24 protein-coding genes are annotated in these 25,589 nt (G+C 69.5%); 7 read left to right on the top strand and 17 right to left on the bottom strand.

Features of this window, described 5'->3' with window-relative positions:
- Positions 1-6: 6 nt before the first annotated feature.
- The 17 genes from K8612_RS32785 to K8612_RS32705 all read right to left on the bottom strand — a co-directional run bounded on the left by K8612_RS32785 (position 7) and on the right by K8612_RS32705 (position 17,505).
- Positions 7-1,725, bottom strand: coding sequence for a molybdopterin-dependent oxidoreductase (locus K8612_RS32785; RefSeq protein ID WP_223765112.1), 1,719 nt, complete (start codon positions 1,723-1,725; stop codon positions 7-9).
- 56 nt (positions 1,726-1,781) lie between these two features.
- Positions 1,782-2,573: a succinate dehydrogenase/fumarate reductase iron-sulfur subunit gene (locus K8612_RS32780; protein ID WP_223765111.1), complete on the bottom strand. Its 792-nt coding sequence runs from the start codon at positions 2,571-2,573 to the stop codon at positions 1,782-1,784.
- Between the two features lie 145 nt (positions 2,574-2,718).
- On the bottom strand, positions 2,719-4,632 hold the full coding sequence (locus K8612_RS32775) for a fumarate reductase/succinate dehydrogenase flavoprotein subunit (RefSeq protein ID WP_223765110.1): 1,914 nt from the start codon (positions 4,630-4,632) through the stop codon (positions 2,719-2,721).
- 2 nt (positions 4,633-4,634) lie between these two features.
- Positions 4,635-5,354 (bottom strand): succinate dehydrogenase cytochrome b subunit, encoded by a 720-nt coding sequence (locus tag K8612_RS32770; protein WP_223765109.1) that lies wholly within the window; start codon positions 5,352-5,354, stop codon positions 4,635-4,637.
- A 378-nt stretch (positions 5,355-5,732) separates the two neighbouring features.
- A complete protein-coding gene (locus tag K8612_RS32765; protein ID WP_223743791.1) occupies positions 5,733-6,830 on the bottom strand; it encodes a glycosyltransferase family 4 protein in 1,098 nt (365 codons plus the stop codon).
- Between the two features lie 121 nt (positions 6,831-6,951).
- Positions 6,952-8,235 (bottom strand): hemolysin family protein, encoded by a 1,284-nt coding sequence (locus K8612_RS32760; RefSeq protein WP_223743878.1) that lies wholly within the window; start codon positions 8,233-8,235, stop codon positions 6,952-6,954.
- 84 nt (positions 8,236-8,319) lie between these two features.
- A complete protein-coding gene (locus K8612_RS32755; RefSeq protein ID WP_373692153.1) occupies positions 8,320-8,748 on the bottom strand; it encodes a response regulator in 429 nt (142 codons plus the stop codon).
- 50 nt (positions 8,749-8,798) lie between these two features.
- Positions 8,799-9,632 (bottom strand): metallophosphoesterase, encoded by an 834-nt coding sequence (locus K8612_RS32750; protein WP_223765116.1) that lies wholly within the window; start codon positions 9,630-9,632, stop codon positions 8,799-8,801.
- A gap of 79 nt (positions 9,633-9,711) precedes the next feature.
- Complete coding sequence (locus tag K8612_RS32745; protein WP_223743794.1) at positions 9,712-10,899, bottom strand: ceramide glucosyltransferase; 1,188 nt, start codon at positions 10,897-10,899, stop codon at positions 9,712-9,714.
- 87 nt (positions 10,900-10,986) lie between these two features.
- Positions 10,987-11,670, bottom strand: coding sequence for a phosphate signaling complex protein PhoU (phoU, locus tag K8612_RS32740; protein WP_223743795.1), 684 nt, complete (start codon positions 11,668-11,670; stop codon positions 10,987-10,989).
- A 26-nt stretch (positions 11,671-11,696) separates the two neighbouring features.
- Complete coding sequence (pstB, locus tag K8612_RS32735; protein WP_223743879.1) at positions 11,697-12,440, bottom strand: phosphate ABC transporter ATP-binding protein PstB; 744 nt, start codon at positions 12,438-12,440, stop codon at positions 11,697-11,699.
- Positions 12,441-12,486: 46 nt separating this feature from the next.
- Positions 12,487-13,398 (bottom strand): phosphate ABC transporter permease PstA, encoded by a 912-nt coding sequence (pstA, locus tag K8612_RS32730; RefSeq protein WP_223765107.1) that lies wholly within the window; start codon positions 13,396-13,398, stop codon positions 12,487-12,489.
- On the bottom strand, positions 13,395-14,390 hold the full coding sequence (gene pstC / locus K8612_RS32725) for a phosphate ABC transporter permease subunit PstC (protein WP_223743797.1): 996 nt from the start codon (positions 14,388-14,390) through the stop codon (positions 13,395-13,397). The genes pstA and pstC overlap by 4 nt, the downstream gene beginning before the upstream one ends.
- A gap of 58 nt (positions 14,391-14,448) precedes the next feature.
- A complete protein-coding gene (locus K8612_RS32720; protein ID WP_223743798.1) occupies positions 14,449-15,273 on the bottom strand; it encodes a phosphate ABC transporter substrate-binding protein in 825 nt (274 codons plus the stop codon).
- Positions 15,274-15,382: 109 nt separating this feature from the next.
- Positions 15,383-16,072 (bottom strand): response regulator, encoded by a 690-nt coding sequence (locus K8612_RS32715; protein ID WP_223743880.1) that lies wholly within the window; start codon positions 16,070-16,072, stop codon positions 15,383-15,385.
- Positions 16,073-16,412: 340 nt separating this feature from the next.
- Positions 16,413-16,883, bottom strand: a complete 471-nt coding sequence (locus K8612_RS32710) for a hypothetical protein (protein ID WP_223765106.1) — start codon at positions 16,881-16,883, stop codon at positions 16,413-16,415.
- Between the two features lie 142 nt (positions 16,884-17,025).
- Positions 17,026-17,505, bottom strand: coding sequence for a histidine phosphatase family protein (locus tag K8612_RS32705; protein WP_223743800.1), 480 nt, complete (start codon positions 17,503-17,505; stop codon positions 17,026-17,028).
- 252 nt (positions 17,506-17,757) lie between these two features.
- Here K8612_RS32705 and K8612_RS32700 point away from each other — a divergent pair, with 252 nt between their 5' ends.
- The 7 genes from K8612_RS32700 to K8612_RS32670 all read left to right on the top strand — a co-directional run bounded on the left by K8612_RS32700 (position 17,758) and on the right by K8612_RS32670 (position 25,573).
- Complete coding sequence (locus tag K8612_RS32700) at positions 17,758-19,005, top strand: acetyl-CoA carboxylase biotin carboxylase subunit family protein (RefSeq protein WP_223765105.1); 1,248 nt, start codon at positions 17,758-17,760, stop codon at positions 19,003-19,005.
- Positions 19,002-19,676, top strand: coding sequence for a maleylacetoacetate isomerase (maiA, locus tag K8612_RS32695; RefSeq protein ID WP_223765104.1), 675 nt, complete (start codon positions 19,002-19,004; stop codon positions 19,674-19,676). The genes K8612_RS32700 and maiA overlap by 4 nt, the downstream gene beginning before the upstream one ends.
- Before the next feature lie 185 nt (positions 19,677-19,861).
- Complete coding sequence (locus tag K8612_RS32690; protein ID WP_223765103.1) at positions 19,862-21,025, top strand: fatty acid desaturase; 1,164 nt, start codon at positions 19,862-19,864, stop codon at positions 21,023-21,025.
- Between the two features lie 47 nt (positions 21,026-21,072).
- Entirely contained in the window at positions 21,073-22,239 is a 1,167-nt protein-coding gene (locus K8612_RS32685; protein ID WP_223765102.1) for a pyridoxal phosphate-dependent aminotransferase, read from the top strand.
- Positions 22,240-22,252: 13 nt separating this feature from the next.
- Positions 22,253-23,263, top strand: coding sequence for a 3-methyl-2-oxobutanoate hydroxymethyltransferase (locus tag K8612_RS32680; protein ID WP_223765101.1), 1,011 nt, complete (start codon positions 22,253-22,255; stop codon positions 23,261-23,263).
- Between the two features lie 44 nt (positions 23,264-23,307).
- Positions 23,308-24,597 carry a diaminobutyrate--2-oxoglutarate transaminase gene (ectB, locus tag K8612_RS32675; RefSeq protein ID WP_223765100.1) on the top strand — a complete coding sequence of 430 codons (1,290 nt, stop codon included), beginning with the start codon at positions 23,308-23,310 and terminating at the stop codon, positions 24,595-24,597.
- 25 nt (positions 24,598-24,622) lie between these two features.
- Positions 24,623-25,573, top strand: a complete 951-nt coding sequence (locus K8612_RS32670) for a diiron oxygenase (RefSeq protein WP_223765099.1) — start codon at positions 24,623-24,625, stop codon at positions 25,571-25,573.
- Positions 25,574-25,589: the final 16 nt, after the last annotated feature.

Genomic DNA, 25,589 nt, shown 5'->3' with positions numbered 1-25,589 from the left:
GGCTTGTCAGATCGACTGCCGATACCCGAAGAACTCGTGGTCTTCGTTGTAGCCGCCCTGCCCGCCGCCGACCTCGGAGTAGTCGGCTACGAACTCGATGCCGGCGATCCACTTCACCTGCTTGAAGCCGAGCTGGACCTCGTTGCGAAGGCGAAGCGGCGCCCCGTGACCGTAAGACAGTGGTTGGCCGTTCATGTCGTAGGCCAGCATCGTCAGGTGGTAGCTCATCTGCTTGATGGGGTGCGCGTCGTAGTAGAGGCCCTGGTCCGGACCGTCGCCGAGCGAATAGAACACCACCCACTTCGCTTCCGGCTTGGGCTTGACCAGGTCGAGGACGGTCTGCATCGAGACGCCACCCCATCTGGCGACGCCCGACCATCCCTGGATGCAGAAGTGTTGGGTGATCTGCTCGTGGTACGGCAGGGCGCGCAGCTCGGCCAGACTCAACTCGACCGGCTTCTCGACGAGTCCGCCGACCCGGAGCCGATAGCTCGCGAACTGGCCATTGAAGAGTGCCCGGTACTCGGCCGACTCGGGATACTTGCCGTTGTGCCAGAAGTACGGGGAGATATCGCTCTCCGAGTATTCGCCGGGTTTCGCATCCGCATGCTCGAACAGTCGCTGCACCGGGCCGATCAGGGCGAAGCCGAGCCGCTGCACCCAGCGCGGATGTCGCAGGGTCACGGGGGTCGCGGCGACCCAAGCGACCGTGACCACCACCATCGACGCCGCGAACATTCCGAACCCGACCCAGTCGCCGCTGTCGACCCCCGCGTAGATGTGGTTCAAGTTCCGCAGCGCGCCGGTCGTGAAGACCAGGGTGACGTGAACGACGATGAAGAGGAGGAACCAGCAGAGGACGAGGAAGTGCAGCGAGCGAGCCATCTGGATGCTGAGCCGCTTGCTGACGCGCCTGAACCGGGTGGAGAGCGCGGGTGACATGCCCAGCCCGGTCACGAGGGCGAGCGGCGCGGCCACGAAGACGGTGATGAAATAGGCGATGGCCTGCAGCCCGTTGTATGCGGCCCAGCCGTTGTCGACAGGCCAATCGAGGGACAGGTACTGGAGGAGGACCGACGCGGCATCGGGGAAGACCTGCCAGTTCGTCGGGACGAGCCGACGCCATTCTCCCGTCGAAAACAAGAGGACGTAGAAGACGATCCCGTTGGCGAGCCAGAGCATGTCGACGCCGAGGTGCCACCAGCGTGCCAGCCCAATAGAATGGCGGATGCCCGGCAGCCCGAGGTGTTTCGGCAGGGTGATGGAGTCCTGTTTGGCGGTCCAGAGCGGGACGTCAGGCACCTTCTTCTGCATGCGGAGCCACTCTCGCCCGGGCGTCGAGTGCCGCGTCCAATACAGCCGGGGATGGTCGGCCAGGATCTGCAGCCCAGACCGGATGATGAAGAGCAGGAAGAACAAGTTCAAGAAGTGCTGAACGCGCAGCCAGACCGGCATCGCGGTGGCGAAGCGGGTGGCGAAGCCGGTCCCCGGGTGTCGGAGGATGAACTGCTGGACCTCCGGCATCGTGCGGAGCTCCTTCGCCACGGAGATCGCCGCGATCAAGGCCACGAAGCCGAGCGGGATCATCCAGAGCAGGTTGAACCAGCGGTTCGCGCCAATCCGTACCCGTGGCGCGATCCCGAAGGCGGCGGGGAGAGAGCCCGCCCAGGTCTCGGGATCGACGACCTCTTCTCCCGCGGTGAGCCGCGTTCGAAAGTCGCGCACGGCGTCGGGTGTAACCCCCTCTTTCGAAGCGCCGGAAGCGCTGCACCGTTTCACCATTACGGTTCGCTCACGGAGTCGTTGGTGCGGTCGGGCGTGGACCGCCGCCCGGCGGCCAGCTTCGCCCGGCTCCAGTCACGGCTCGTGCGCGCAATGGTGTCGATGCTGATGGATTTGGGGCACGCCGCCTGGCACTCCCCGTGCCAACTGCAGTTGCCGAAGCCCTCGTCGTCCATCCGCGCCACCATGGCGAGCGCCCGGCGCGCGCGCTCCGGCTGCCCCTGCGGCAAGAGGCCCAGATGAGAGAGCTTGGCCCCGACAAAGAGTGCCGCCGATGCATTGGGGCAGGCCGCGACGCAAGCCCCACAGCCGATGCAGGCCGCGGAGTCCATCGCTGCGTCAGCGCCTTGTTTCGGGACCAGCGCGCTGCTTGCCTCGGGGGCCGCCCCGGTCGGAACCGAGATGAAGCCGCCGGCGGAGATGATCCGATCGAAGGCGCTCCGGTCCACGATCAGGTCCCTGAGCACCGGGAACGCCCGCGCTCGCCACGGCTCGATCACGAGCTCCTCACCATCGGAGAAGTGACGCATGTAGAGCTGACAGACCGTCGTACCCCCGATGGGGCCGTGCGCCGCGCCGTTGATCATGACGCCGCACGAGCCGCAGATCCCCTCGCGGCAGTCGCTCTCGAAGGCGACTGGCGCTTCTCCTTTGGACGCGAGCTGCTCGTTCAGGGTGTCGAGCATCTCCAGAAAGGACATGTCGGGCGTGATCCCCCCGACCTCGTAACGGCTGAAGGCCCCCTCGGCACGAGGGTTCTTCTGCCTCCAGAGCTGTAAAACGAAGTTCACGTCGAGCCCCTTTCTCCCGAAAAGCGTGTCGCGTCGCAGCGCGCCTGGCGCCCCATGAGCAGGCGGAAGCGAACGCTCCGTTTCCGCAATCCACGCGGCCCTTTGCCTGTCTTCAGGCTCCCCACCCACCGCTTGGGGCCCGTTCTCACTTGTAGGTCCTGGTGGAGGGGGGGACCGCCTCGAACGAGAGCGGCTCCTTGTGGAGGAGCGGTGGCCTGCCCCCGTCCTGGTGCTCCCACACCGCGACGTGGGCGAAGTGTTGGTCGTCGCGTCGCGCCTCGCCGTCGGGTGTCTGGTGCTCCTCCCGGAAATGCGCGCCGCAGGATTCGTCTCGCTCGAGCGCGTCGCGGCACATCAGCTCCGCGAGCTCGTAGTAGTCAGCGAGGTGCCCGGCGCGCTCCAGCGACTCGTTCAGTGTTGCCCCGGTATCGGGTAGCCGGAGATCGCGTTCGAACTCGCTCCGCAGCACGGGGATCCGCTCGAGCGCCGCCGAGAGCCCGCGCTCGCTGCGTGCCATGCCACAGTGCTCCCAGAGGAGGGCGCCGAGCTCCCGGAAGTGATCCTCCACGGTCCGCGTGCCTCGCGAGGCGATGAGGCGATCGAGCTTCGCCCTGGCGCCGCGCTCCGCATCTCGGAACGCCGGGTGCTCCGGGTCGAGGGGTGATGGCCCGGCGCGCGCCAACCCGGCGGCGATCGTGTTCGGAACGATGAAGTATCCATCGGCGAGCCCCTGCATGAGGGCGCTCGCGCCCAGGCGGTTTGCCCCGTGGTCGGAGAAGTTGGCCTCGCCAAGAACGTACAGTCCCGCAAGCGTGCTCCGCAGATCGTAGTCCACCCAGAGGCCGCCCATGGTGTAGTGGACCGCCGGGTAGATTCGCATCGGCACGCGGTATGGATCCTCGCCAGTGATCCGCTCGTACATCTCAAGCAGGTTTCCGTAGCGCTCGCGGATTGCACTCTTGCCGATACGGCGCAGCGCCTCGTCGAGATCGAGGTAGACGCCACGTCCGCCCGGACCCACGCCCATTCCCTCGTCGCAGATCTCCTTCGCCGCGCGCGAGGCGATGTCCCGAGGTGCCAGGTTGCCGTAAGTCGGGTACCGCCGCTCGAGGTAATAGTCTCGCTCGTCGTCCGGGATGTCGCACGGAGCGCGCCGGTCCCCTTTGCGCTTCGGCACCCAGACTCGCCCGTCGTTGCGGAGCGATTCGCTCATCAGCGTCAGCTTCGACTGGTGGGGGCCGCTCGCCGGGATGCAGGTAGGGTGGATCTGCGTGAAGCACGGATTCGCGAAGCCGGCGCCCCTGCGATGCGCACGCCAGATCGCGGTAGCATTGGACCCGCGCGCGTTCGTCGATAGATGGTAGACGTTGCCGTAACCTCCGGTTGCGAGGATCACCGCATCGCCGGCGAACGAGCCAAGTGCTCCGGTCAGCAGATCGCGCACGACGATCCCTCGCGCCCGGCCATCCGCGACGACGAGATCGAGCATCTCGGTCCTCGCGTGCATGCGCACCTGTCCAGACTGGACTTGCCGCTCGAGCGCCTGGTACGCGCCAAGGAGGAGTTGCTGCCCGGTTTGCCCGCGCGCGTAGAAGGTCCGCGAGACGAGCGCGCCCCCGAACGAGCGTGTCGCCAATGTTCCCCCGTACTCACGGGCGAACGGAATCCCCTGGGCCACACAATGGTCGATGATTTGATTGCTGACCTGGGCGAGCCGGTAGACGTTTGCCTCTCGCGAGCGAAAGTCGCCGCCCTTGAGCGTGTCGTAGAAGAGCCGCCAGATGCTGTCCCCGTCGTTGCGGTAGTTCTTCGCGGCGTTGATGCCGCCCTGCGCGGCGATGCTGTGCGCGCGTCGCGGCGAGTCCTGGAAGCAGAAGCAGTGCACGCGATAGCCGAGCTCGCCGAGCGAGGCCGCCGCGGAGGCTCCCGCCAGGCCTGAGCCGACCACGAGGATGGTGTACTTGCGGCGGTTGCTCGGCCCGACGAGGTGCCCTTCCCGCAGGCGCTGGTCCCACTTGGCAGGCAGCGGTCCTTCCGGGATCTTGGCGTTGAGCTCCATGACTAGCGCACCCACCCGAGCCAGACCGCGAGCGGAATGCTCGTGAAGCCACCCCAGAGAAGCAGGGCCAGGAGCCACGCGACTGGCCGATGCTTCGGTTGGGGCGAGGGCCTCGACACCCCGAGGCTGCGCAAGGACGCCCATGCTCCGTGCCAGACGTGCAACCCGACGAGCCCCATGGCGCCGAGATACGCCGCCGCGACCCAGCCCACGCTGAATCCCCCGACCACGTTGCGATACACGTCGTGTTCGTTGAATGGCACGGGCTCGATGATTCCGGCGGTCAGGTGCAGGATGTGGAACACGATGAATCCGCCGAGCCCGAGGCCGGTGAGCCGCATCGTGCGAGACGCTACCGTGGCGGAGCGCCGGGCCACGCGGCGGTAGCGCACCGGACGCGCGCGCCGGTCTCGCGCCCAGAGCAGCACGGCGGCGCCGACGTGGAGCACCGCGGAGAGGAGAAGCACCGCGCGGGCCACCCACAGGAGAAGGGGTTCGCGGACGAGGAACGCAGAATATGAATTGAGCGCCGTGGGGCCTTGGTAGACGAGCAGATTGCCGAGCAGATGGAGGACGAGAAACGTGACGAGCACGACGCCGGTCACGGCCATCAGCACCTTCAGCCCCACCGTCGTCCGCCAGCGGCGCTGGCTCACCGAGGCGTCGGCGGCGGGCGCCGCGTCATGGGGTGGCCCTTCGGCGAGTTCGTCGAGCGTCCTCATTCCGTCCGCCCCTTCGCGGATGGCCGTCGCCCATCTCGGAGTAGCGACGAGAAGAACGTACGCAAACATCCCGGAGGGAGCTCCAACGGCTGGCGCAGATAAATCATCGCGCTCCTTTCGAGGGCCTCCGCGGCCATGGCAGCGCCTTCATCTGCGCTCCAGGGCGTCCCGGTGCAAGTCCATGACCCGCGAAGTCCCAGAACTGCACACGGCTCAGGTACGGCGGGGGGGCCTGTCGAATCCAAGCACCTGGCAACGAGGAAGAAGGCATCCCGCTGGAGGGACTCCGCGCACTCCGGTCTGGAGGGCGGGCAAGGTCCGGCTCGGTGAGGGGCAGGCCTGATCGCTCCGGCTACCCGGAGGGTTCGCATCCACCGCTCAGACGCCCGTCACCTGGCGGATGAACGCGAGCATCCGCGAGCACGTGGTGTCCAGGTCCATGTGCGCCTCGGCCATGCGGCGCGCCTCGCTGCCCATGGCCTCCAGCGTGTCCGGCTGCTGCACCAGCGCGTCCAGCGTGTGCGCCAGCGCCGCGTAGTCGCCCACCGGCACGATGCGCCCGTCCACGCCGTCGCGCACCAGCTCACCCACGCCGCCCGCGGGCGTCGACACCACCGCCAGGCCCGCGGCCTTCGCCTCCGCGATGGCCCAGGACGACATGTCCGCCATCGTCGGCAGCACGAAGAGGTCCGCCGCCTGCGCCAGGCCGATCAGCTCCGGTGAGTTCGGCTGCACGCCCACGTGGACGCGCACGCCCGGTGGCGCCTCGAAGGGCGTGGACGTCACCAGGTCCAGGTGCCAGCCCTTGCGCCGCGTCTCCCGCGCCCAGCGCAAGAGCAGCTTGCCGCCCTTGCGCCCCAGGTCGCCGCCCACGAAGAGCAGCCGCACCACGCCGTCCCGGGGCTTCTTCTCCGGCGCCGGCCGCCACAGCGCCGTGTCCACGCTGGGCCAGACGACGTGCACGCTCTCGTCGGGCACGCCGTACTCCTCCACCAGCGAGCGCTTGGTGAACCGCGAGAAGGACAGCATCCCCTTCGCGATGGCGTACGTGCGCCGGTGCAGCGCGTTCTTCGCCCGGCCCACCCAGCCCCCGTGCTGCGTGCGCAGGCCGTAGTAGCGCAGGTAGTCCTCCAGCCCGCTCGGCGTGGCGTCCGTGGAGATGACGCTCGGCACGCGGCGCATGAAGTCGTGCGCCAGGTGCGCCAGCCGCTGCGTGTGCACCACCGCGGCCCGCACCGGCTCCCGCGTGGAGGCCCGGTTCAGCGCGCTCCTCGCCCGAAGCCCTCCGCGCACCGACAGCCGCGAGCGCACCAGCGGCAACTGCTCCCAGACGTCATCCGCGTGCTCGTCGATGGGCAGCCACACCGGGACGATGTCGTTGCGCCGCGCCATCGCGCGCTGGAGGTTGTCCAGGAACACTGCGTTGCCGAGCGTCGTCTCGATGGCGAAGGCGATACGTGGGGGTGATGACGACATCCGCTGCGCGATCCTCCCGGGGCCGGGGTGTCCCATCCGGGGTTATAACGACCCGGTGCGTCATCACCAACAGCCTGGCGGGGTACGCGTGTGGATTCCCACGGAGGAGGTCGTCCCGGCGTCACGCCTCCGGCTGCACGGGCTGCTCCGGCAGGTGGAAGCGCACCTCGCGCACGCGGCGCGGTGACGCCTCCAGCACCTCCAGCACCGTGCCATCCGGCATGGACAGCTTCGCGCCCTGCTCGGGGATGGCGCCTCCCGCGAGCGCGATGCACAGGCCCGCGACGGTGGAGTAGTCCTCGCTCTCCTCGAGCTCCAGCCCCAGCGCGCGGTTCACCTCGCGCAGGCTCGCCTCGCCCTGCACCACCGCGACGGTGGGGCCCTCGCGCCGCACCAGCACCTCCGGCGTCTCGGACTCGCTGAGGATGTCTCCCACCAGCTCCTCCACCAGGTCCTCCACCGTCACCAGCCCCACCACGCCGCCGTGCTCGTCCACCACCACGGCCAACTGCATCCGCCGGCGCTGCAGCTCCTTCATCGCCGCGATGGCGCGCATGGACTCCACCAGGAACAGCGGCGGGCGCAGCACGTCCTCCAGGACGATGAGGTGCCCCTCCCAGGCCACGCCCAGCAGGTCCTTGGCCACGATGTAGCCCACCACGTTGTCGATGGTGCCCTCGTACACCGGCATCCGCGAGTGCCCGTGCTCCAGCAGCACCTGGCGGATCTCCTCGTTGCCCGCGTGCCGGCGCAACGCGACGATGTGCTCGCGCGTCACCATCACCTCGCCCAGCGTCAGCTCCCCCAGCTCGAAGGCGCGTGACGCGATCTCCCCCGCGCGCGGATCCAACGTGCCCTGCTTCGACGCCTCCTCCACCAACTGGAGCAGCTCGTCCGGGGACAGGCGCGACTCGGAGAAGTTCGTCCGGTCCCCGAAGAGCTTCAGCACCACGTTGGAGCTCGCGGTGAGAAACCACACCAGGGGCCGCATCACCCACGCCAACGCCTTGAGCGGCCGGCCCAGCGTCAGCGCGTACTGCTCGGAGTAGCGCAGCGCCAGGGACTTGGGCACCAGCTCCCCCAGCACCAGCGACAGGTAGGACACCAGCGCGACCACCGCCGCGAACGCCACCTGGCTCGCCGTGGCCTCCGGCACGCCCAGGCCGGCCAGCACCCCCGCCAGCCGCTGCGCGATGCTCGCGCCGCCGAAGGCCGCCGCCGTGGAGCCAATCACCGTGATGCCAATCTGCACCGTGGCGAGCAGCCGCTCCGGATCATCCCGCAGCGCCGCCACCGCCTTCGCGGACTTGCTGCCCTGCTCCAGGAGCTCCTTCAGCCGCGTCTTGCGCACGGACAACAGGCCCAGCTCGGCGCCGGCGAAGACGCCGTTGGCCAGGACCAGCAAGAGGATGATGACGAGCTCCGTGACGATGGCGGACCTCCCGGCTGGACCCACCCCGCCCCAGAGCGGCGGGTGACCCCTCCCGTCCTACACCCCCAGCGATTGCAGGAGGAGCGACAATTGGTCGCGACTCGCACCCTTGGGCAGGTAGTAGTGGGGACCCGACATGAGTGCGCTACCCACATCCTGCGCCGCGGCGGAGGTGAGGAAGACGATGCGCGGGTTGGTGGCCGCGCGAGGCAGCTTCTCCACCACCTCCAGGCCGCTCATCCCCGGCATGTTCAGGTCCAGCAGCATGACCCCGAAGCGCTCGCCCCGCTTGAGCGAGTCGAGCGCCTCCTGTCCGTCCGCCGCCTCGGTCGTCTCATAGCCGAGGTCCTCCAGGCTCACCCGGAGGAACTCCCTCCAGTCCGCGTCGTCATCCACGACCAGGACCTTCCGAGCCCCATCATCCAGCGCGAGTCGCCCCAAGCATCCTCCTGACCTGGGGAGAACCTTCCGGGGACCCGCTGGCATTCGCGGCACGTGAAGTGGGGGACAGCCTCCAGCAGGCGGCCGGCCAGGCCCTAGAACAGCGCCATGCCCAACTGGCCCACCAGGTACTGGAGGGCGGGGCGGACGTTGTGGACCGCCGTGCGCGGCTTCGCCGGCTCCGACGCCTGACACCACGCGGGCTCGCCCACCAGCCGGCCGGCCATGTGACTGAAGACGCGGAAGCGGCCCAGGTCCGTGCTGCTGCCCGAGTTGTAGACGCGCAGGGCGCGCTCGCCCGGGGTGCCCAGGTCCGTCTCGTTGGGGATGTGCCGGTGGCCGTGCAGCACCAGGTCGGCCCGGCCGCCCACGCGCTCCAGCAGTCGGCTTCCCAACGCCAGCTCCGACGCGTGGGGCAGCCCGAACTTCGTGGCGATCCACTCCGGGAAGCTCTCCAGCGGTAGCGGCATCACGTGGTGGTGCAGCAGCACCGCGACCAGCGCGTCCTTCGGCGCCGCGCCCAGCGCGCGGTCCACCTCGTCCACGACGCCCTCCGTCAGCTCGCCGTGGCTGTGGAAATAGTTGCGGTTGTGCTCACCGGTGGAGTCCACGCAGACCAGGAAGAGGCCCGCCTTCTCCACCGTGTGGACCTTGCGACCCTCCATGAAGCCGCTGCCCACATCCTCGCCGGGCCGGTCATGGTTGCCGGGGATGAAGGTGAGGCGTCCGGTCTCCATCCAGGGAGAGAAGTGTTCACGGAAGCGCTGGAACTCGGCGTGGGAGCCGCGGTGCGTGAGGTCTCCCGTCACCACCACGTGATCCACCTCCTGCGCCGCCAGGGCCTTCACCAAGGAGGACGCGGAGGCGTCGCTCTCGCGGCTCATGTCCAGGTGAAGATCTGAAAGATGCGCCAGCTTCAGGGAGGGCATGCTGAAGGAGATAGGCATCGACTCTTCGAGCGGCGAGGGTTGCTGTACGAAGGTTCGTCAAAAGTTGGGCCAGCGTCGTTCACCCCACCCCGTTGCTGGGGATCCACTCCGCCGCGCGAGTGCCACGGGCGCGCATCGGCACCAGGCGCGTGCCTGACACCACGCGCAAACGGGTGCCGCGCCAGTCCACCGTGCGCCGGAACGCTCCGTGCCACCACGCGGCGAAGAGCAGCGCGTCCTTCACCAGCACCGCGGGCGCGGCGCGCAGGGGAACCGGCTGGGGCCGCAGCGCGCGGAACACCGCCACGTCCACCCAGACCTTGCCCAGCGCCACCGCCAGCGCCGCCAGGCCCGTGAGGGCGGACGGGTGGAACACCGCGCCCAGCACCGCGAGTGGAACCGGGTTGAGGAGCGCCTGCGCCGCGTACGTCGAGGGCGATACCGCTGTGCGGTGAATGACGCTCCAGCGCAGGTAGCGCTGGAAGAAGGCGTCCACGCTCTTGCGCAGGGACACGTTGAAGACAGGGGCGTGCGCCAGCACCACGCGCTTGCCCAGCTTGCGCGTCACCCACTGGCCGATGACGTAGTCCTCCGCCAGCACGTCCTTCACGGAGAAGAAGCCGCCCAGCGCCTCCACGTCCTCGCGGCGCAGCGCCATGGACTTGCCCACCACGATGTCCCGGTCCGCCGCGTGCTTCGCGGCGATCATCCCCGCCGCCGCGCTGGAGGACAGGTGCAGGTTGTCCAGGAGCGAACCGAAGCTCCGCTCTCCCAGCCCCGCCACCGGGTGCGTCACGCAGCCCACCGTGGGGTCCTCGAAGGCGGCGGCGATCTCCTCCAGGTAGCCGTCCCCCACGCGGGTGTTGCTGTCGCTCACCACCCAGAGGTCGAACCGGGCCTCGGACGACAGCGTCACCAACTGGTTCACCTTGGGGTTGAGGCCGGGCTCGCCCTCCTGGAGCACCACGCGCATGACGTGGGGCCACTTCGCCTGCGCGGCCCGCGCCACCGGGTAGGCCGGGTCGCGCGCGTCCTTCACGCCCAGCAGCACTTCATAGTGGGGGTAGGGCAGTTGGGCGAACCGGGCGAGGTTCGCCTCCAGGTCGTCATCCACGCCGCACAGCGGCTTGAGGATGGACAGGCCGGGCTGGTGCGTGGGGGCCCGGGGGACGGCGCGGCGGTGGCGGCGCACGAACAGCGCCTGGAGGAGGAGGGCGACGAGGCCCACTGCGGACGCGGCCAGGAGGAGGCTGGAGGCGATGAGCATGTCGCCACCCTAGAAGCCCCACAAGGCGGGACCGGGGCGGCGGGGCGGCGGGACGGCCAACTCGCCGTGACACCCCGGTGAAGCCGCCTACTCCAGGTCGCGGCTGCGCGGGTGGCGCACGTCCTTGCCGCGCACCATGTAGATGACCATCTCCGCCACGTTGAGCGCGTGGTCGCCAATGCGCTCCAGGTGCTTCGCGATGAACATCAGCGCCGTGGCCCGGCGGATGTTGCGCGAGTCCTCCATCATGTAGGCCAAGAGCTCGTTGAAGATCTTCAGGAAGAGGGCATCCAGCAGGTCATCCCCCTTGAGGACGTCCTCCGCCTTGGCCGCGTCCCCGGACACGAACGCGTCCAGGGCCTTCTTCACCTGCTGCTGCGCCAGCTCCGCCAGCTTCGGCGTGTCCACGTACGGCGCCAGCGGCGGCACCTGGTTCAGGTCCATGGCGCGCTCGGCGATGTTCACCGCCAGGTCGCCAATGCGCTCCAGGTCGGTGACGATCTTCAGCGCCGTGGTGATGAGGCGCAGGTCGGACGCGGCCGGCTGGCGCAGGGCGAGGATGCGGCGGCACAGGTCGTCGATGTCGACCTCCAGCCGGTTCACCTCGCGGTCGGCGCCCACCACCTGCTCCGCCAGCGCCGAGTCGCGGTCGGTGAGGGCGCGGGTGCTCTGCGAGATGAGGGCCTCCACCTTGGCCCCCATGGCGAGCAGCTTCTCGCGCAGGTTGCGCAGGTCCTGCTCGAATGCCTTGTCGGTGTGCGTGGCCGCCATGTCGTCCTGTTCCGTCGCGCGGGCGTTCAGCCGAACTTCCCGGTGACGTAGTCCTCCGTGCGCTTCTCGTGGGGGTTGGTGAAGATCTGCTCCGTGGGGCCGCACTCCACCAATTCGCCCATGTAGAAGAAAGCCGTCCGGTCGCTCACGCGCGCGGCCTGCTGCATGTTGTGGGTCACGATGGCGATGGTGTACGTGGCCTTGAGCTCGTGGATGAGCTCCTCGATCTTCGCCGTGGCGATGGGATCCAGCGCGGACGCGGGCTCGTCCATCAGCAGCACCTCCGGCTCCACCGCGAGCGCCCGCGCGATGCACAGGCGCTGCTGCTGGCCGCCGGACAGGCCCAGGGCGCTCTCGTCCAGCCGGTCCTTCACCTCGTCCCACAGCGCCGCGCCGCGCAGGGACTTCTCCACCCGGGCGGCGAGCTTCGCCTTGTCCTTGAGGCCGCCCACGCGCAGGCCGTAGGCGACGTTCTCGAAGATGGACTTGGGGAAGGGGTTGGACTTCTGGAACACCATGCCCACGCGCCGGCGCAGGTCCACCACGTCCAGGGCGCGGTCGTGGATGCTGCGGCCGTCCAGGAACACGCTGCCGTCGTGGTTCGCGCCCGGGATGAGGTCGTTCATCCGGTTGAGCGAGCGCAGGAAGGTGGACTTGCCGCAGCCGGACGGGCCGATGAGCGCCGTCACCTTGTGCTCGGGGATGGCCAGGCTCACCTGCTTGATGGCCACCTTGCTGCCGTAGCGCAGGGTGAGCTCGCGGGCTTCCATCTTGTTGCGCGGCGTGGCGGAGGAGAGGGGCATGGGATGAAGAGCGTCAGTGTCCGGCCGCGGCCTTGCGGCGCGTGCGCGTGCGGATGAGGACCGCGACCAGGTTCAGGGCGAAGGTGAGCAGCAGCAGCACCAGCACCGTCGCATAGAGCAGCGGACGGGTGGCCTCCACGTCCGGCGACTGCGTGGCCAGCACATAGGTGTGGTAGCCCAGGTGCATGAACTGCGAGTTCAGGCTCGTGGGCAGGTCCGGCAGGAAGTACGCCGCGCCGGTGAAGAGGATGGGGGCCACCTCTCCCGCGCCTCGGGAGACGGCCAGCACCGCGCCGGTGAGGATGCCCGGCAGCGCGCCCGGCAGCACCACCCGCGCCAGCGTCTGCGACTGGGTGGCCCCCAGCGCGAGGCTCGCGGTGCGCTGCTCCTGCGGCACGGCGCGCAGCGCTTCTTCCGTGGACACGATGACGACGGGCAGGGTGAGCACCGCCAGCGTGAGCGACGCCCAGAGGATGCCCGGCTGGGCCCAGTGCAGCTCCTCGTAGCCCAGCGCGCGGTCCAGGCCCTTGCCCACGAAGAGGATGAAGAAGCCCAGGCCGAAGAGGCCGAACACGATGGACGGCACGCCCGCCAGGTTCGCCACCGCCACGCGCACCGCGCGGGCCAGGAGGCTGGAGGGCGGCGCGTACTCGTGCAGGTACACCGCCGTGAGGACGCCCACCGGCATCACCGCCAGGGTCATCAGCAGCGTGAGCGCCGCGGTGCCGAAGAGGGCGGGGAAGATGCCGCCGCCCATCATCCCGTCCGTGGGCGCCTGCGTGAGGAACCGCCAGGACACGTGGCTCCAGCCGCCCTGGACGACGTCCAGGAGGATGAGGGCCAGCATGGCCACCATGACGAACGAGGCCAGCCCCGTGAGGGACATGAGCGACAGGCCCACGACCTTGCGTGTGGCGTGCTTCACCCCGCACCTCCCTTGAGCCGCTGGATGACCTTCTTCGTCCACATCCCCGCGAGCAGGTTGAGCACGAAGGTGAAGAGGAACAGCTCCACGCCGATGAAGAAGAGCAGCGCGTAGTGCGGGCTGCCCACCACCACCTCGCCCATCTCCGCGGCGATGGTGGCGGACAGCGACCGGACGGAGTCGCCCAGGTTCCAGGACACGATGGCGGCGTTGCCGGAGGCCATGAGGACGATCATCGTCTCACCGATGGCGCGCCCGAAGCCCAGCACGCACGCGGCGAGGATGCCGGGGGCCGCCGCCGGGAGCACCACCTTCCACGCCGTCTCCCAGGGGGTGGCCCCCAGCGCCAGGGACGCCTCCCGGTAGCTGCGCGGCACGGCGGTGAGCGCGTCCTCCGTCACCGTGAAGATGACCGGCACGATGGCCAGCGCCAGGCCCAGGCCCGCCACCACCGCGTTGAGCCGGGACGTGAAGCCGAACGTCTCCTGGAGGAAGGAGGCCATCACCATCAGCGCGAAGAAGCCCAGCACCACGGACGGGATGCCGGCGAGCAGCTCGATGGTGGGCTTGAGGATTTCACGCAGGCGGCGCGGGGCGAACTCCGCGGCGAACAGCGCGCCGAAGATGCCCAGGGGCACGGCCACCAGCATGGACACGGCCGTCGTCTTCAGCGTGCCGATGAAGAGCGGGATCATGCTGACCTTGGGGACGCCGGACACCGGCTGCCACACGTAGCCCAGGGGCCTTCCCTTCCGCACCATCTGCGGGAGGAACATCTTGGAGAAGCTGGCCTCCTCGCGCGCCGCCGCGTCGGTGACGAGCGTCAGGGCCTCCTTCGCCACGAAGACGAGGATGAGCACCAGGGCGGCGATGCCCGTGAAGGCCACCGCGGTGATCAACGCGGCGATGGCCTTCTCCTTCACCTGGCGCCGGCGTGCCGCGGGCGACAGCGTGGGCAGCGCCACCGGGGGCGCGAGGTCCTGCTCCTGCATGACGGCCTGTCTATCCAACATGGGAACCCCGCGCCGGGTGACAATCGCGTGACGCCAACTACTTCACAGGGAAGTAGCCGACCTGGGTGACGATGGCCTGACCCTCGGCGGACAGCGCGAAGTCGATGAAGGCCTTCACCTCGCCCGCGGGCGGCTTGCCCAGGTAGAAGAACAGGTCGCGCGACAGGGGGTACTTGCCGCTCTTCACGTTCTCCGCGCTGGGGGCGAAGGACTCGTTGCCCTTCTTCACCTTCAGCTCCTTGATGCCCTTGCCGTACGCGGCGCCGCCGTAGCCGATGCCGTTCTTCTCCTTGGCCACCGCGTTGACCACCGCGGCCGTGCCGGGGAGCGTCTGCGCCTCCGGGGCGAAGTCCTCGCCGCCCAGCACGTGGTCCTTCACGAAGACGTAGGTGCCGGAGGAGTTCTCACGCGAGTACGGGACGATGGGGGCGTCCTGCCCGCCCACGTCCTTCCAGTTCGTCGTGTCGCCCAGGTAGATGGACTTGAGCTGCTCCGCCGAGAGCGCGTCCACCTTGTTCGTCTCGTTGACGTAGAAGGTGACGCCGTCCTTGGCCACGGACAGCGCGGTGGGCGGGGCGTTGTTGCGGGCGCGGATCTTCGCGGCCTCCGCCTCCTTGATCTCCCGGCTGGACATGGCGATGTCGGTGGTGCCGTTCTGCAGGGCCGCCAGGCCCGTGCCGGAGCCGCCGCCCGTCACTTGAATCTTCGTGGCGGGGTTCTTCTTCATGAACGCCTCCGCCCAGCGCTGGGCGAGGATGACCATGGTGTCCGAGCCCTTCACCGTCACCGTGCCTGCCTGGGCGGTCAGCGGGAGGACGGCGAGCCCGAAGGCGACGAAGCTTGAGAGCAGAGTCTTCTTCATGAGGTGTCTCCTCCCCGACGGGAGTCGAGGTCGCGTGACGATCTATGGAGCAGATGTGGCCGTTTGACGGCCCTTGCGTGACAAATGGGTAACGGAAGCGGGCGCCTGGCTACCCGGCCGCCGGGTCCACGATGCGGTAGCCCACCCCGCGCACCGTCTCCAGGAGGGCGCGGGCAGGGCCCAGCTTGTCGCGCAGGCGCATCACGTGCGTGTCGATGGTGCGCGTCTCCAGCGCGCTGGACAGGCCCCAGACCTGCTCCAGCAGTTGCTCGCGGGTCTGCACCCGGCCCAGCCGGGCCATGAGGTACTCCAGCAGGCGGAACTCCAGCGCGGTGAGGGGCGTCTCCTTCTCCTCCACGAAGAAGCGGTGCTGGGTGACGTCCAGGCGCAGGGGGCCCAGCGCCAGGGGCGGGGTGCCCTCCTGGGGCGAGGACGTGCGCCGGAGGATGGCCTTGAGCCGCAGCACCAGCTCGCGCACGGAGAAGGGCTTGACGACATAGTCGTCCGCGCCGACCTCGAAGCCGCGGATGCGGTCCGCCTCCTCGCTCTTCGCGGTGAGCATGACGATGAGCACGTCGCGCAGGCGGGGGTTGGCGCGCAGGTGGCGGCAGACCTCGATGCCGGACAGGTCCGGCAGCATCAGGTCCAGCAGCACCACGTCCGGGGACTGCTCGCGCGCGGCGGTGAGCGCCGCCTCCCCGGTGAAGGCCACGCGCGTGGTGAAGCCCGCGCCGCGCAGGTTGAAGTCGATGAGCTCCGCGAGGTCGCGCTCGTCGTCGACGATGAGTACGTGGGACATGGCGGGCACGTACTGTGCGCGCATCGCTTCGCGCCTACGTGACGCGCCGGCAACAAGTGCGTCACGTCCGTCACGGGACGGTGCGCGGGAAAAACGACGGGCGCGGACGGGCCCCGGGGAGAAGGGGGACGGGGCCGTCCGCGCCGCTTGTCCTCGCCCGGGTTGCGCGAGGCCATCCTCGGCGTACGGCCTGGCGCCTCCGCGCCGTGACCGTCGCCATTGCGTGTGTTGGGTGCGCCCCGCGTGGCGGCGTCCACGCCGCGCGCATCAGGGGCCATGAAGCCCGTGAAGGCGACGGTGCGGTGCGGACGGCCGCGCGACCGGCGGGGGACCGCGAACGTCAGACGGCGGCTTCTTCGTCCAGGGCCGCGCGGCGCGGCAGTTGTCTGCGGCGCAGCGCGATGTCCGGCGCATCCAGCGCGTCAGGCGGGGCCACGAGGGCCACGCCGCGCAGCGCGGGCCGCAGCGAGGCGAGGAACGCGGCCAGGCCGCATTCCGCGGGGACCGGTTCGACGAACAGGCCGCCCGAGCGGCGGTGCTTCTCCGCGAAGACCTTGATGCCGACGTCGGCTCGGGGGTGGTCTTCCTCGGAGGGGCTCTGGGGGCCCTGGCCCTCGCTCATCGGGACGATGGGCGTGAAGGGCTTCGAGGGCGCCATCACCCCGGGCAGGACCCCGAGCCCGATGAGGACCAGCGCGATCAGCTTCAGCTTCAGCAGGTGGCTCACGCGCGCCACGACCGACGCGCGCGCATGCTCCAGGCCGTGTCCGGCGCCGGGAACCGCGAGGGCTGTGGCCTGGAGGGGACGCATGGGTCACGAATGCACGAACAGCCTGGGGCAAGGCTGATCCCTGCATGTGACGGGGGGGTTACGCAAGCCTCCGGGAGGGGAGGGCCGCATCTTTCCGGGACAGGCCTCTCTTCGCGCGCGCCTCATCGCCCGCGAGGGCGGCTCACGGGCGCCGCAGGGAGCGCCCCGGCGCCGCCATCCATTGCAGGGTGAACACGCGCCCCTCGGGCCGCAGCGCGACCGCGCAGCCCTTGCGGAGCTTGTCCGGCAGGGCATGGCCCAGCGCGAGCGCGGCGGCGCGCTCCAGCGAGGGGTTGTGTCCCACCAGCGCCCAGCCCGGGCCCACGTCGCGCGCCAGCTTGAGCACGTGGCGGGCCGCGCCCTTCATGGGGACGAGCGCGGGGTGGACCTCCACATGGGACAGGCCGAGCGCGTCCGCGAGCAGCTCCGCAGTCTGCACCGCGCGCACCAGGGGGCTGGTGATGATGCCCATGAGCGGCGTGAGGCGCGTGAGCTTCTTCGCGTGCTGACGGAAGGCGGCGCGGCCCTGGGGTGTGAGGGCACGGGCCTCGTCGCCCAGGGCGTGGGAGTCCTCGGCCACGGCGTGGCGCACGAGGAGGAGGGGCAGGTCGCGTTCGGCCATGGGCGGGCGTTGTAGTGCGTTTCGCGCCCGCGGGGATGTGACGAACGGGTGGACTGCCGTGTGGAGCACGCACGACCGGGTTCTCGTTTCCGCCGCGTATCCACACCGGCGGCCCGGGGGGCGGTAGTTCATCCGCCAGAGGAAAATTGCCGCTACCCAAAAAGGCACACGCGGCACCGCCATGGAACTGCCAGGAAATTGGCGGATGCCGTATTAGATTTGGATGTCCAATTTTGCTTGTTTAGAGAGACAATGAACCTCGAAGGCGCGCCGGCTCCCCATCCGACACGACAGGTCCTGGTCCTGGTCAACACGGACCATGAGGACACGCCCTACGACGAGTGGGCCGCGGGGACGGATCTCCAGCTCACCCTCCTGTGTTCCGAGGAGAAGGCCCCGGGCTACCGCCACCTTCCCCGCGTGTGGTCCTTTCCCAACTACCGGACCAATGGCCAGGTCGAGCAGACGGCCCTCCGCCTGGCGAAAGAGATTGGCTTTTGCGCCCTGTTCGCCAAGGGCGAGGTGGACATCCTCCGCGCGGGCAGGCTCCGGGATGCGCTGGGCCTTCCGGGGCAGGGCTTCCAGAGCGCGCTTGTCTTTCGGGACAAGCTGCTGATGAAGGCCCGCCTCCGGGAGGGGGGCGTCCCGGTCGCGGTGGCCGCGCGCGTCACCACCGCCTGTGATCTGCTCGAGTTCGTCGAGGCCCACGGCCTCCCGGTCGTCATCAAGCCGGTGCTGGGCTCCGGCTCCCTGGACACGCGGGTCATCCGTGACGAGGCGGCGCTGGAGGCCCTGCTGGTGAGAGGCATTGCGCCGGACATGGCGGTGGAGAAGTTCGTCGAGGGCACGATGTACCACGTGGATGGGTTGATGGCCCATTCGGAGGTCGTGGAGATCCACCCCTCGACGTATGTCAATGATTGCCTTTCGTTTCAGCGGGACGAGTTCCTCGGGGGGTACCTCCTCCGGGAGGCCCATCCCCTGCGCGAGCGCCTCAACCGGTTCACCCGGCAGGCCCTGCGGGCCCTGCCGACTCCCCCACATATGACCTTCCATGCGGAGGTCTGGCACACCCCGGATGACCGGCTGGTGCTCTGTGAAATCGCCAGCCGCACGGCGGGCTGCCGCTTCAACACGACCTTCGAGCTGGGCCGTGGGTTCAACCTGGACCGGAACTGGTTCAACGCGCAATGCGGGCTGCCGGTGGACGTCCCGCCGGCCCGCAGCCCCGGCGCCGACGGACGGATGTCGGGCTGGTGCGTCGTCTACCCCCGGGACGGCCTCCTCACCGGGCTCCCCGAGGGCACGCCGCCTCCCGGCGTCCACCAACTGCGCCTCAACGGGAAGCCCGGACAGACGCACCACGGGGGCTACAAGTCCGGAGACTACCTGGCGGGGTTCATCCTGAAGGGCGAGTCCGAGGAGCAGCTCCAGTCGCGGATCCGCGAGGCCGCCACCTGGTTCGAGGGCCACACCACCTGGAGGAAGGAGCAACCATGAGTCTGAAGCTCTACAGCTACTACCGCTCGACGGCCTCCTACCGGGTCCGCATCGCGCTGAACCTCAAGGGCCTCGCGTACCAGTACCAGGGCGTTCGCGGCCTGAGGAAGGGGGAGCCCGAGTTCACGGAGCGCTACCTCGCGCTCAACCCCCAGGGCCTGGTGCCGCTGCTCGTGGAGGGAGAGGTCCCCATCAGCCAGTCCCTGGCCATCATCGAGTACCTGGAGGAGCGGCACCCGGAGCCGCCGCTGCTGCCCCGGGAGCCCGCCGCCCGCGCCTGCGTCCGGAGCCTCGCGCTGTACGTCGCTTGTGACGTCCACCCGCTGAACATCATGCGCGTGAGGAAGTACCTCACGCAGCCCCTGGGCCACTCGCAGGAAGAGAAGATGGAGTGGTACCGCCACTGGGCCGTCACCGGCTTCGAGGCGCTGGAGCGCATGTTGGAGCGCAGCCCGCACCGGGGGAAGTGCTGCCACGGGGACACGCCCACCCTGGCGGACCTGTGCCTGGTGCCGCAGGTCTACAACGCCGAGCGCTTCAAGCTCCCCCTGGATGCCTACCCCACGCTGAAGCGCATCCACGACCACTGTATGACATTGCCGGCGTTCATCGCCGCCCAGCCGCACCTGCAACCCGACGTCAGTGAGTACGCCCCGAACGAGGAGTACTGACCCGCGCGCCGGGCGGCGTCCGCGATAACGGCCGCCCCAGGTCCCTTCCCACCGCCTTCCTCCCACCCACGCGTCCCCCCAGGGGCCGCGAATGGACTCCCCTTTGCCGGAAACCCAGCGGGCCGCGCCCTTCCGCGCGACGCCCCCTGGCCCGGCCCTGCCCAGGAACGCCCAGGAGAACGCCGATGCCAGACCTTTCGACGGCGCCCGTGCACGCCTTGTCCTTCCTCGCGGTCGCGCTGGCGCTCCGCGCCGCGGACGCCCTCTACTACCGCGACTCCCAGCGCATCCTCCGCCTGCTCAAGCTCGAGGGGACCGCCCGGAAGGGCGAGCGGTACTACCAGCGGTTCGACGCCCTCTTCGCGCTCTTCCCGTTCCTCTGGTCGTGGTGCGACATCCTCGCGGCCAACCTCGCCGCCGCGCACTTCGCGCACCCCGCGCTCTATGTGCTGCTCGTGCTGTTCGTGGGGACCCGGTTCCGGGCGCTCCAGGAGGCGGCCCATACCGCGACCCACTCGGGCCTCTGCAAGTCACGGCCATGGCAGTGGGCGCTCTCCAACGTCTTCTTCCAGTACCCCTGCTTCAAACCAGACATGCACCACCGCTACACCTACCATGTCCTGGATCACCACCATCACGCGAACGAGCCGGGCCGGGATCCGAACGTCACCCGGTTCATCTCCGTGGGGTTCGTCCCCGGACTGACGCGGGCGCAGTTCCACTGGAAGCTCCTCCACCCGCTCACGGCCGCGGGGTTCGCGGAGACCTTCCGTGCCATGGCCATCAACAGCCTGCGCAACCAGCGGGTGTCCAACCTCGCCGTGCGGGTGCTGGTCGTCGCTGGAGTGGTGGCGGGGTTCACCTGGGCCTTCGGGCCGAAGGGGCTCCTGCTGGGCTTCCTCCTGCCGCTCGTCACGGCCTACCCGCTGTACTCGTGGATCTCCGTCCTGGCCGAGCATCGCTGGTACGTCCACTGCGACGAAGAGGACCGGGTGGCGCGCGAGTGCATCAACGGGCGCCCCACGGACTACTCGGGGCCGCTCGGCTGGCTGGTGAGGCACGCCATCTTCCCCGCCACGGACCACTACCACCTGGCCCACTCCATCTACCCGCATCTGCGGTGGAACTATGTCCGGGCGGTGGACCTGGCGCTGAAGAAGAAGGACCCCCGCTACGCCCGCCATCTCAGCCATGGCCTCTTCTGGTCCTCGACGGAGCGCCCCTCGGCCCTGTCGGAGCTGCGGGACCGGCTGACCGCGACGGATGACCCGGAGCTCGCTGGCTGGGCCCGTGAGCTCGCCGTCGAGGCCCCCCGGGTGACGTCCGCCCAGGCCCACGCGAGGGAGTGATGCCCATGCCCGTGCACGACCGCCCCCTGTCCTCTCCCGGAGTTCCCATGACCCCGCACAACCCCGCCCTGGACGACATCCCGCTCTCCGTCTTCGACGACATCGAGAAGCGCATCGCGGAGCTGAAGCACCCGCACTTCCTGCGCCTGCACCAGGGCAAGAGCACCTTCGCGCCCTGTGCCCGCATGCACGACTGGCAGCACTCGGACTTCGCGCTACGCGCCCACGAGCACGCGCCGCCGGGCGGCATCCCCATGCTGCGGCGGAGGATCGTGGAGCACCTGCGGGAGCAGTCGCGCCAGCAGGTCCGCGAAGAGCACGTCGTCATCACCTGCGGGGCGACGCACGGCATCGGGTCCGCGCTCCGGGCCATGCTCCAGCCAGGCGACGAGGTCCTCATCATGTCGCCGCAGTGGCTGTTCGTGACGGGCCTGGTGCGCGCGGCGGGCGGCCGTCCCGTGGAGGTCCCCGTCTTCCTGGAGCTGAGCCGGGATCGGCACTTCGACTTCGTCGCGGCGCTCGAGGCGGCGGTGACGCCGAGGACGCGCGCCATCTACTTCAACACCCCGAACAACCCCACGGGCTTCTCGCTCGACCGGGAGGCCCAGGAGCGGCTGGCGCGGTTCGCGCGGCGCCACGAGCTGTGGCTCATCTCCGACAACGCCTACGCGCTCTATGACTTCACGGAGCCGGGCTTCCTGGACATCTCCCAGCTCCCGGACGCGGCGGACCGCACGTTCTCCGTCCATTCCTTCAGCAAGACGTACGCGATGCCGGGCTACCGCGTGGGCTTCGTGGTCGCCCCGGAGGCCATGGCGCTCCGGATGAAGAAGTGGGGGCTGTACTCGCTCTACTCGCTGGCGAGCGCCTCCCAGTACGGGGCCTTCCAGGCGCTGGGCACGCCCCCGGACGTCCTGGAGGGGCACCGCGCCCGGGCCCGCGAGGCCCGCGACATCACGATGCGGGAGCTGAAGGTGCCCTGCACCCGGGTGGAGGGGGGCTTCTACACCTTCCTGGACCTCTCCCAATGGAAGCACGGGAGCGAAAGCGAGTTCTTCGCCCGCGCCATCCAGGCCGGCGTCTCCGTCGCGCCGGGCATCGCCTTCGGCCAGCACTGCCGCCCGTTCGCGCGGCTGTGCTTCACGGCGGTCGGCCACGAGGACCTCCGCATCGCCATTCAACGCCTGAACGCCGTCTACACCCACGCACCCTGAGGGGGGAGAGCGCATGTCTCGCACGCACGAAGCACACGCGGTCGCACGCAAGGTCCGCCAGCCGGCTCCGATGAGCCTCTGGGAGTTCGTCGTGGGGCAGGCCCGGGAGCGGGCCGCCCGCCAGGCCCTGGGCCTGAAGGTGAACCTGTACCGGGGCTATGAGGTCGAGGCGCTGGGCCGGGCCATGGAGTCCCTGGACCTGATGCGCAACTGCCGCCTCGAGTGCCTGATGGTGGGCGACTCGTACTTCATGACGCACCTGGGCCGCCCCAGCACCCGGCTGGCGACGGTGGAGGAGCAGGTGTGGGGCATGGATCAGATGCTCACGCTCCTCCAGGAGGTGCGCGGGGCGATGACCCGCGCGTTCCCCGCCTACCGCCGCCCGTTCCTCCTGGGCGACATGCCGGACGGCGCGGCCTCGACGCCGGCGGTGGCGCTGCGGAGCGCGGAGGTGATGGTGGAGGCGGGCGCGGAGGTGCTGAAGGTGGAGGTCACCTCCGACGCGTCCCTCGCCGTCCTGGAGGCGCTGTGCCAGGAGGGCTTCGCCGTCATCGCCCACCTGGGCTACACCCCGCAGGGAGGCGTCACCCGGCGCTACGGCGACACGCTCGCCGAGGCCCGGGAGATCTTCGCGGGCAGCCGGCGGGTGCGGGACCTGGGCGCGTGCGGCCTGGTGCTGGAGATGGTGGGCGAGCCCGTCAACCAGGCGCTGTGCCGGCCCTCGCCCCAGGCGCTCCCCGTCTACAGCATCTTCAGCGGCAAGGCGCCTTGCGGCGGCCAGTCCATCAACGTCTGGGACTCCGTCTTCCTGCCTTCCTTCAAGGGCAAGTACTTCCCGCCCACCGCCGAGCACCCGGTCTCCGCCTTCCCCGGCGTCTACACGCAGGAGGTCATCGCGCGGAAGGTGGCGGAGATGCTGCGGCTGACGCTCGCGGGCGACTTCCCGCTCTCCCCGCCGTCCAGGCTGAGCCCGGGCGAGCAGGAGGAGCTGCGCTCCATCGACCCCTGGGCCGCGACGCCCTGAACCACCGCCAACCCGCAATCGCTGAATCCCCCTGGGGTGAAACCATGCAGAAGCCTGCCGCGACCCTTCACGCAAGTCCCCGCGCCATCTTCGACGAGCACGAGTCGGCGGTCCGCACCTACTGCCGGAAGTTCCCGGCGGTCTTCAGCCGCGCGCTGGGGCACCGCCTCTGGGACGAGGAGGGGCGGGAGTACACCGACTTCCTCTCCGGCGCGGGTGCCCTCAACTACGGACACAACCACCCGGTCATCAAGCGTCAGGTCATCGAGTACCTCGAGCAGGACGGCATCACCCACTCGATGGACCTGCACACGCAGGCCAAGCGCGACTTCATGCAGGCCCTGGTGGACGTCATCCTCAAGCCCCGGGAGCTGGACTACCGCATCCAGTTCACCGGCCCCACGGGGAGCAACGCCGTGGAGGGGGCCCTGAAGATCGTCCGCAAGGCCACGGGGCGCGCGTCGGTCATCGCGTTCACCAATGGCTTCCACGGGATGTCGCTCGGGGCGCTCGCGGCGACGGGCACGGCGATGAAGCGTGCGGGCGCGGGCCTTCCCCTCGCGCATGTCACGCGGATGCCGTTCGACGGGTACTTCGGTGAGGGCCGGGACACGCTCGAGTACGTCGAGGCGCTGCTGGAGGATCCGGGCAGCGGCGTGGAGCTTCCGGCGGCCTTCATCCTGGAGACGGTGCAGGGGGAGGGCGGCGTCATCGCCGCGAGCAGGGGCTGGCTCCAGCGGCTCCAGGCCCTGGCCCGGCGCAAGGGCATCCTGCTCATCGTCGACGACATCCAGGCGGGCTGCGGGCGCACGGGCACCTTCTTCAGCTTCGAGGACGCGGGGCTCGTGCCCGACGTCGTCACCCTCTCCAAGTCCATTGGCGGCCTGGGCCTGCCCATGGCGCTGGTGCTGGTGAAGCCGGAGCTGGACGTGCAGCAGCCCGGGGAGCACAGCGGCACCTTCCGCGGCAACAACCTGGCCTTCGTCGCCGCCCGGGCCGCGCTCTCCTTCTGGGCGGATCCCCTCTTCGAGAAGGAGCTCCAGGTGCGGTGCGCGCTCGTGGACGAGCGCCTCCGCGGCATCGCGCGCCAGGAGGGGGCGAGGGGTTGCACCCCGCGCGGACGGGGCCTGCTGCGCGGGCTGACCTGGGCGGACCCGGGCGTCGCGGGCCGGGTGTCCCAGGCGGCCTTCCAGCGGGGACTCATCGCGGAGACCTCCGGGGCCCATGGCCACGTGCTCAAGGTCATGCCCCCGCTGACCATCGACATCGAGGCCCTCCAGAAGGGCCTGGACCTGCTGGCGGACGCCATCCAGGCGGCCCATGCAACGGCTTGAACCCGGACACCAGGAGACCCTGAACATGAACCCCACGCCCACCCCCACCTCGACCCGGGACGCGGCCGTCGAGCTGGCCATCCTCGACAAGATCGCCTCCACCTGGCCGCGGCGCGCGACGGTGAAGAAGCCGGAGCTGGACCTGGAGGGACTCTTCCAGCCGGAGCTGCCGGACTACCCCATCGCCCTCGTGCCGTTCCGGGACCACCCGCGCTTCGCCGAGGCGCCCGAGGAGCGCAAGCAGGCCCTGCTCTCCTGGGCGTGGATGGCCTACAACCGCAACACCATCATGAACGAGGAGAAGATCGCCAACCCGGCGTTCGAGCTCCTCCTGCATGCGCGCTTCCCCGGGACGAACCATCCGGGCATCAAGCGGACGGTGGTGCAGGCGCTGGTCGACGAGAACTACCACACGTTCATGCACCTGAGCGCCACGCTCGTCACCGAGCGCAAGCGCGGGCTCGTCTTCAACGAGTCCCTGCTCCCGGACTCCCTCGCGTGCCGCATGCTCCAGGCCGCCCGGGCGCGCGCGGCGGATGCCTGGGAGCAGGACCTGCTCACGCTCGCCTACGCGGTGGTGACGGAGATCAGCATCAACGCCTACCTGAACCTGCTGTCCAGGGATCAGTCCATCCAGCCCATCAACCGCATGACGACGGAGCTGCACAACCGCGACGAGTTCTCCCACGCGCTGGTCCTCGCGGAGATCGCCAAGTCCGTCTACGTCCACATGAACGACGCGATGCGCGAGTGCTTCATCCGGGCCCTGCCGGAGGCGCTGCGCGGCATCGCGTCGAGCGACTACAAGACGTGGCGCGCCATCCTGGAGCACCTCGGCTTCGAGCACGTGGACGAGATCATCGGGGACCTGGAGGGGCGGACGGGCTCGCGCGTGCTCGTCCGGGACTACTCGGGCCTCAAGCACCTGGCGAGCGAGCTGGGCATCCTCGAGCGCATGGACTTCGAGTTCGCCTGAGCCACGAGGATGACAC

The organism is Corallococcus sp. AS-1-6 (genome assembly GCF_020037015.1).
In the GTDB taxonomy this organism is placed as follows: Bacteria; Myxococcota; Myxococcia; order Myxococcales; family Myxococcaceae; genus Corallococcus.
This window is presented reverse-complemented; position numbering and strand designations above follow the sequence as displayed.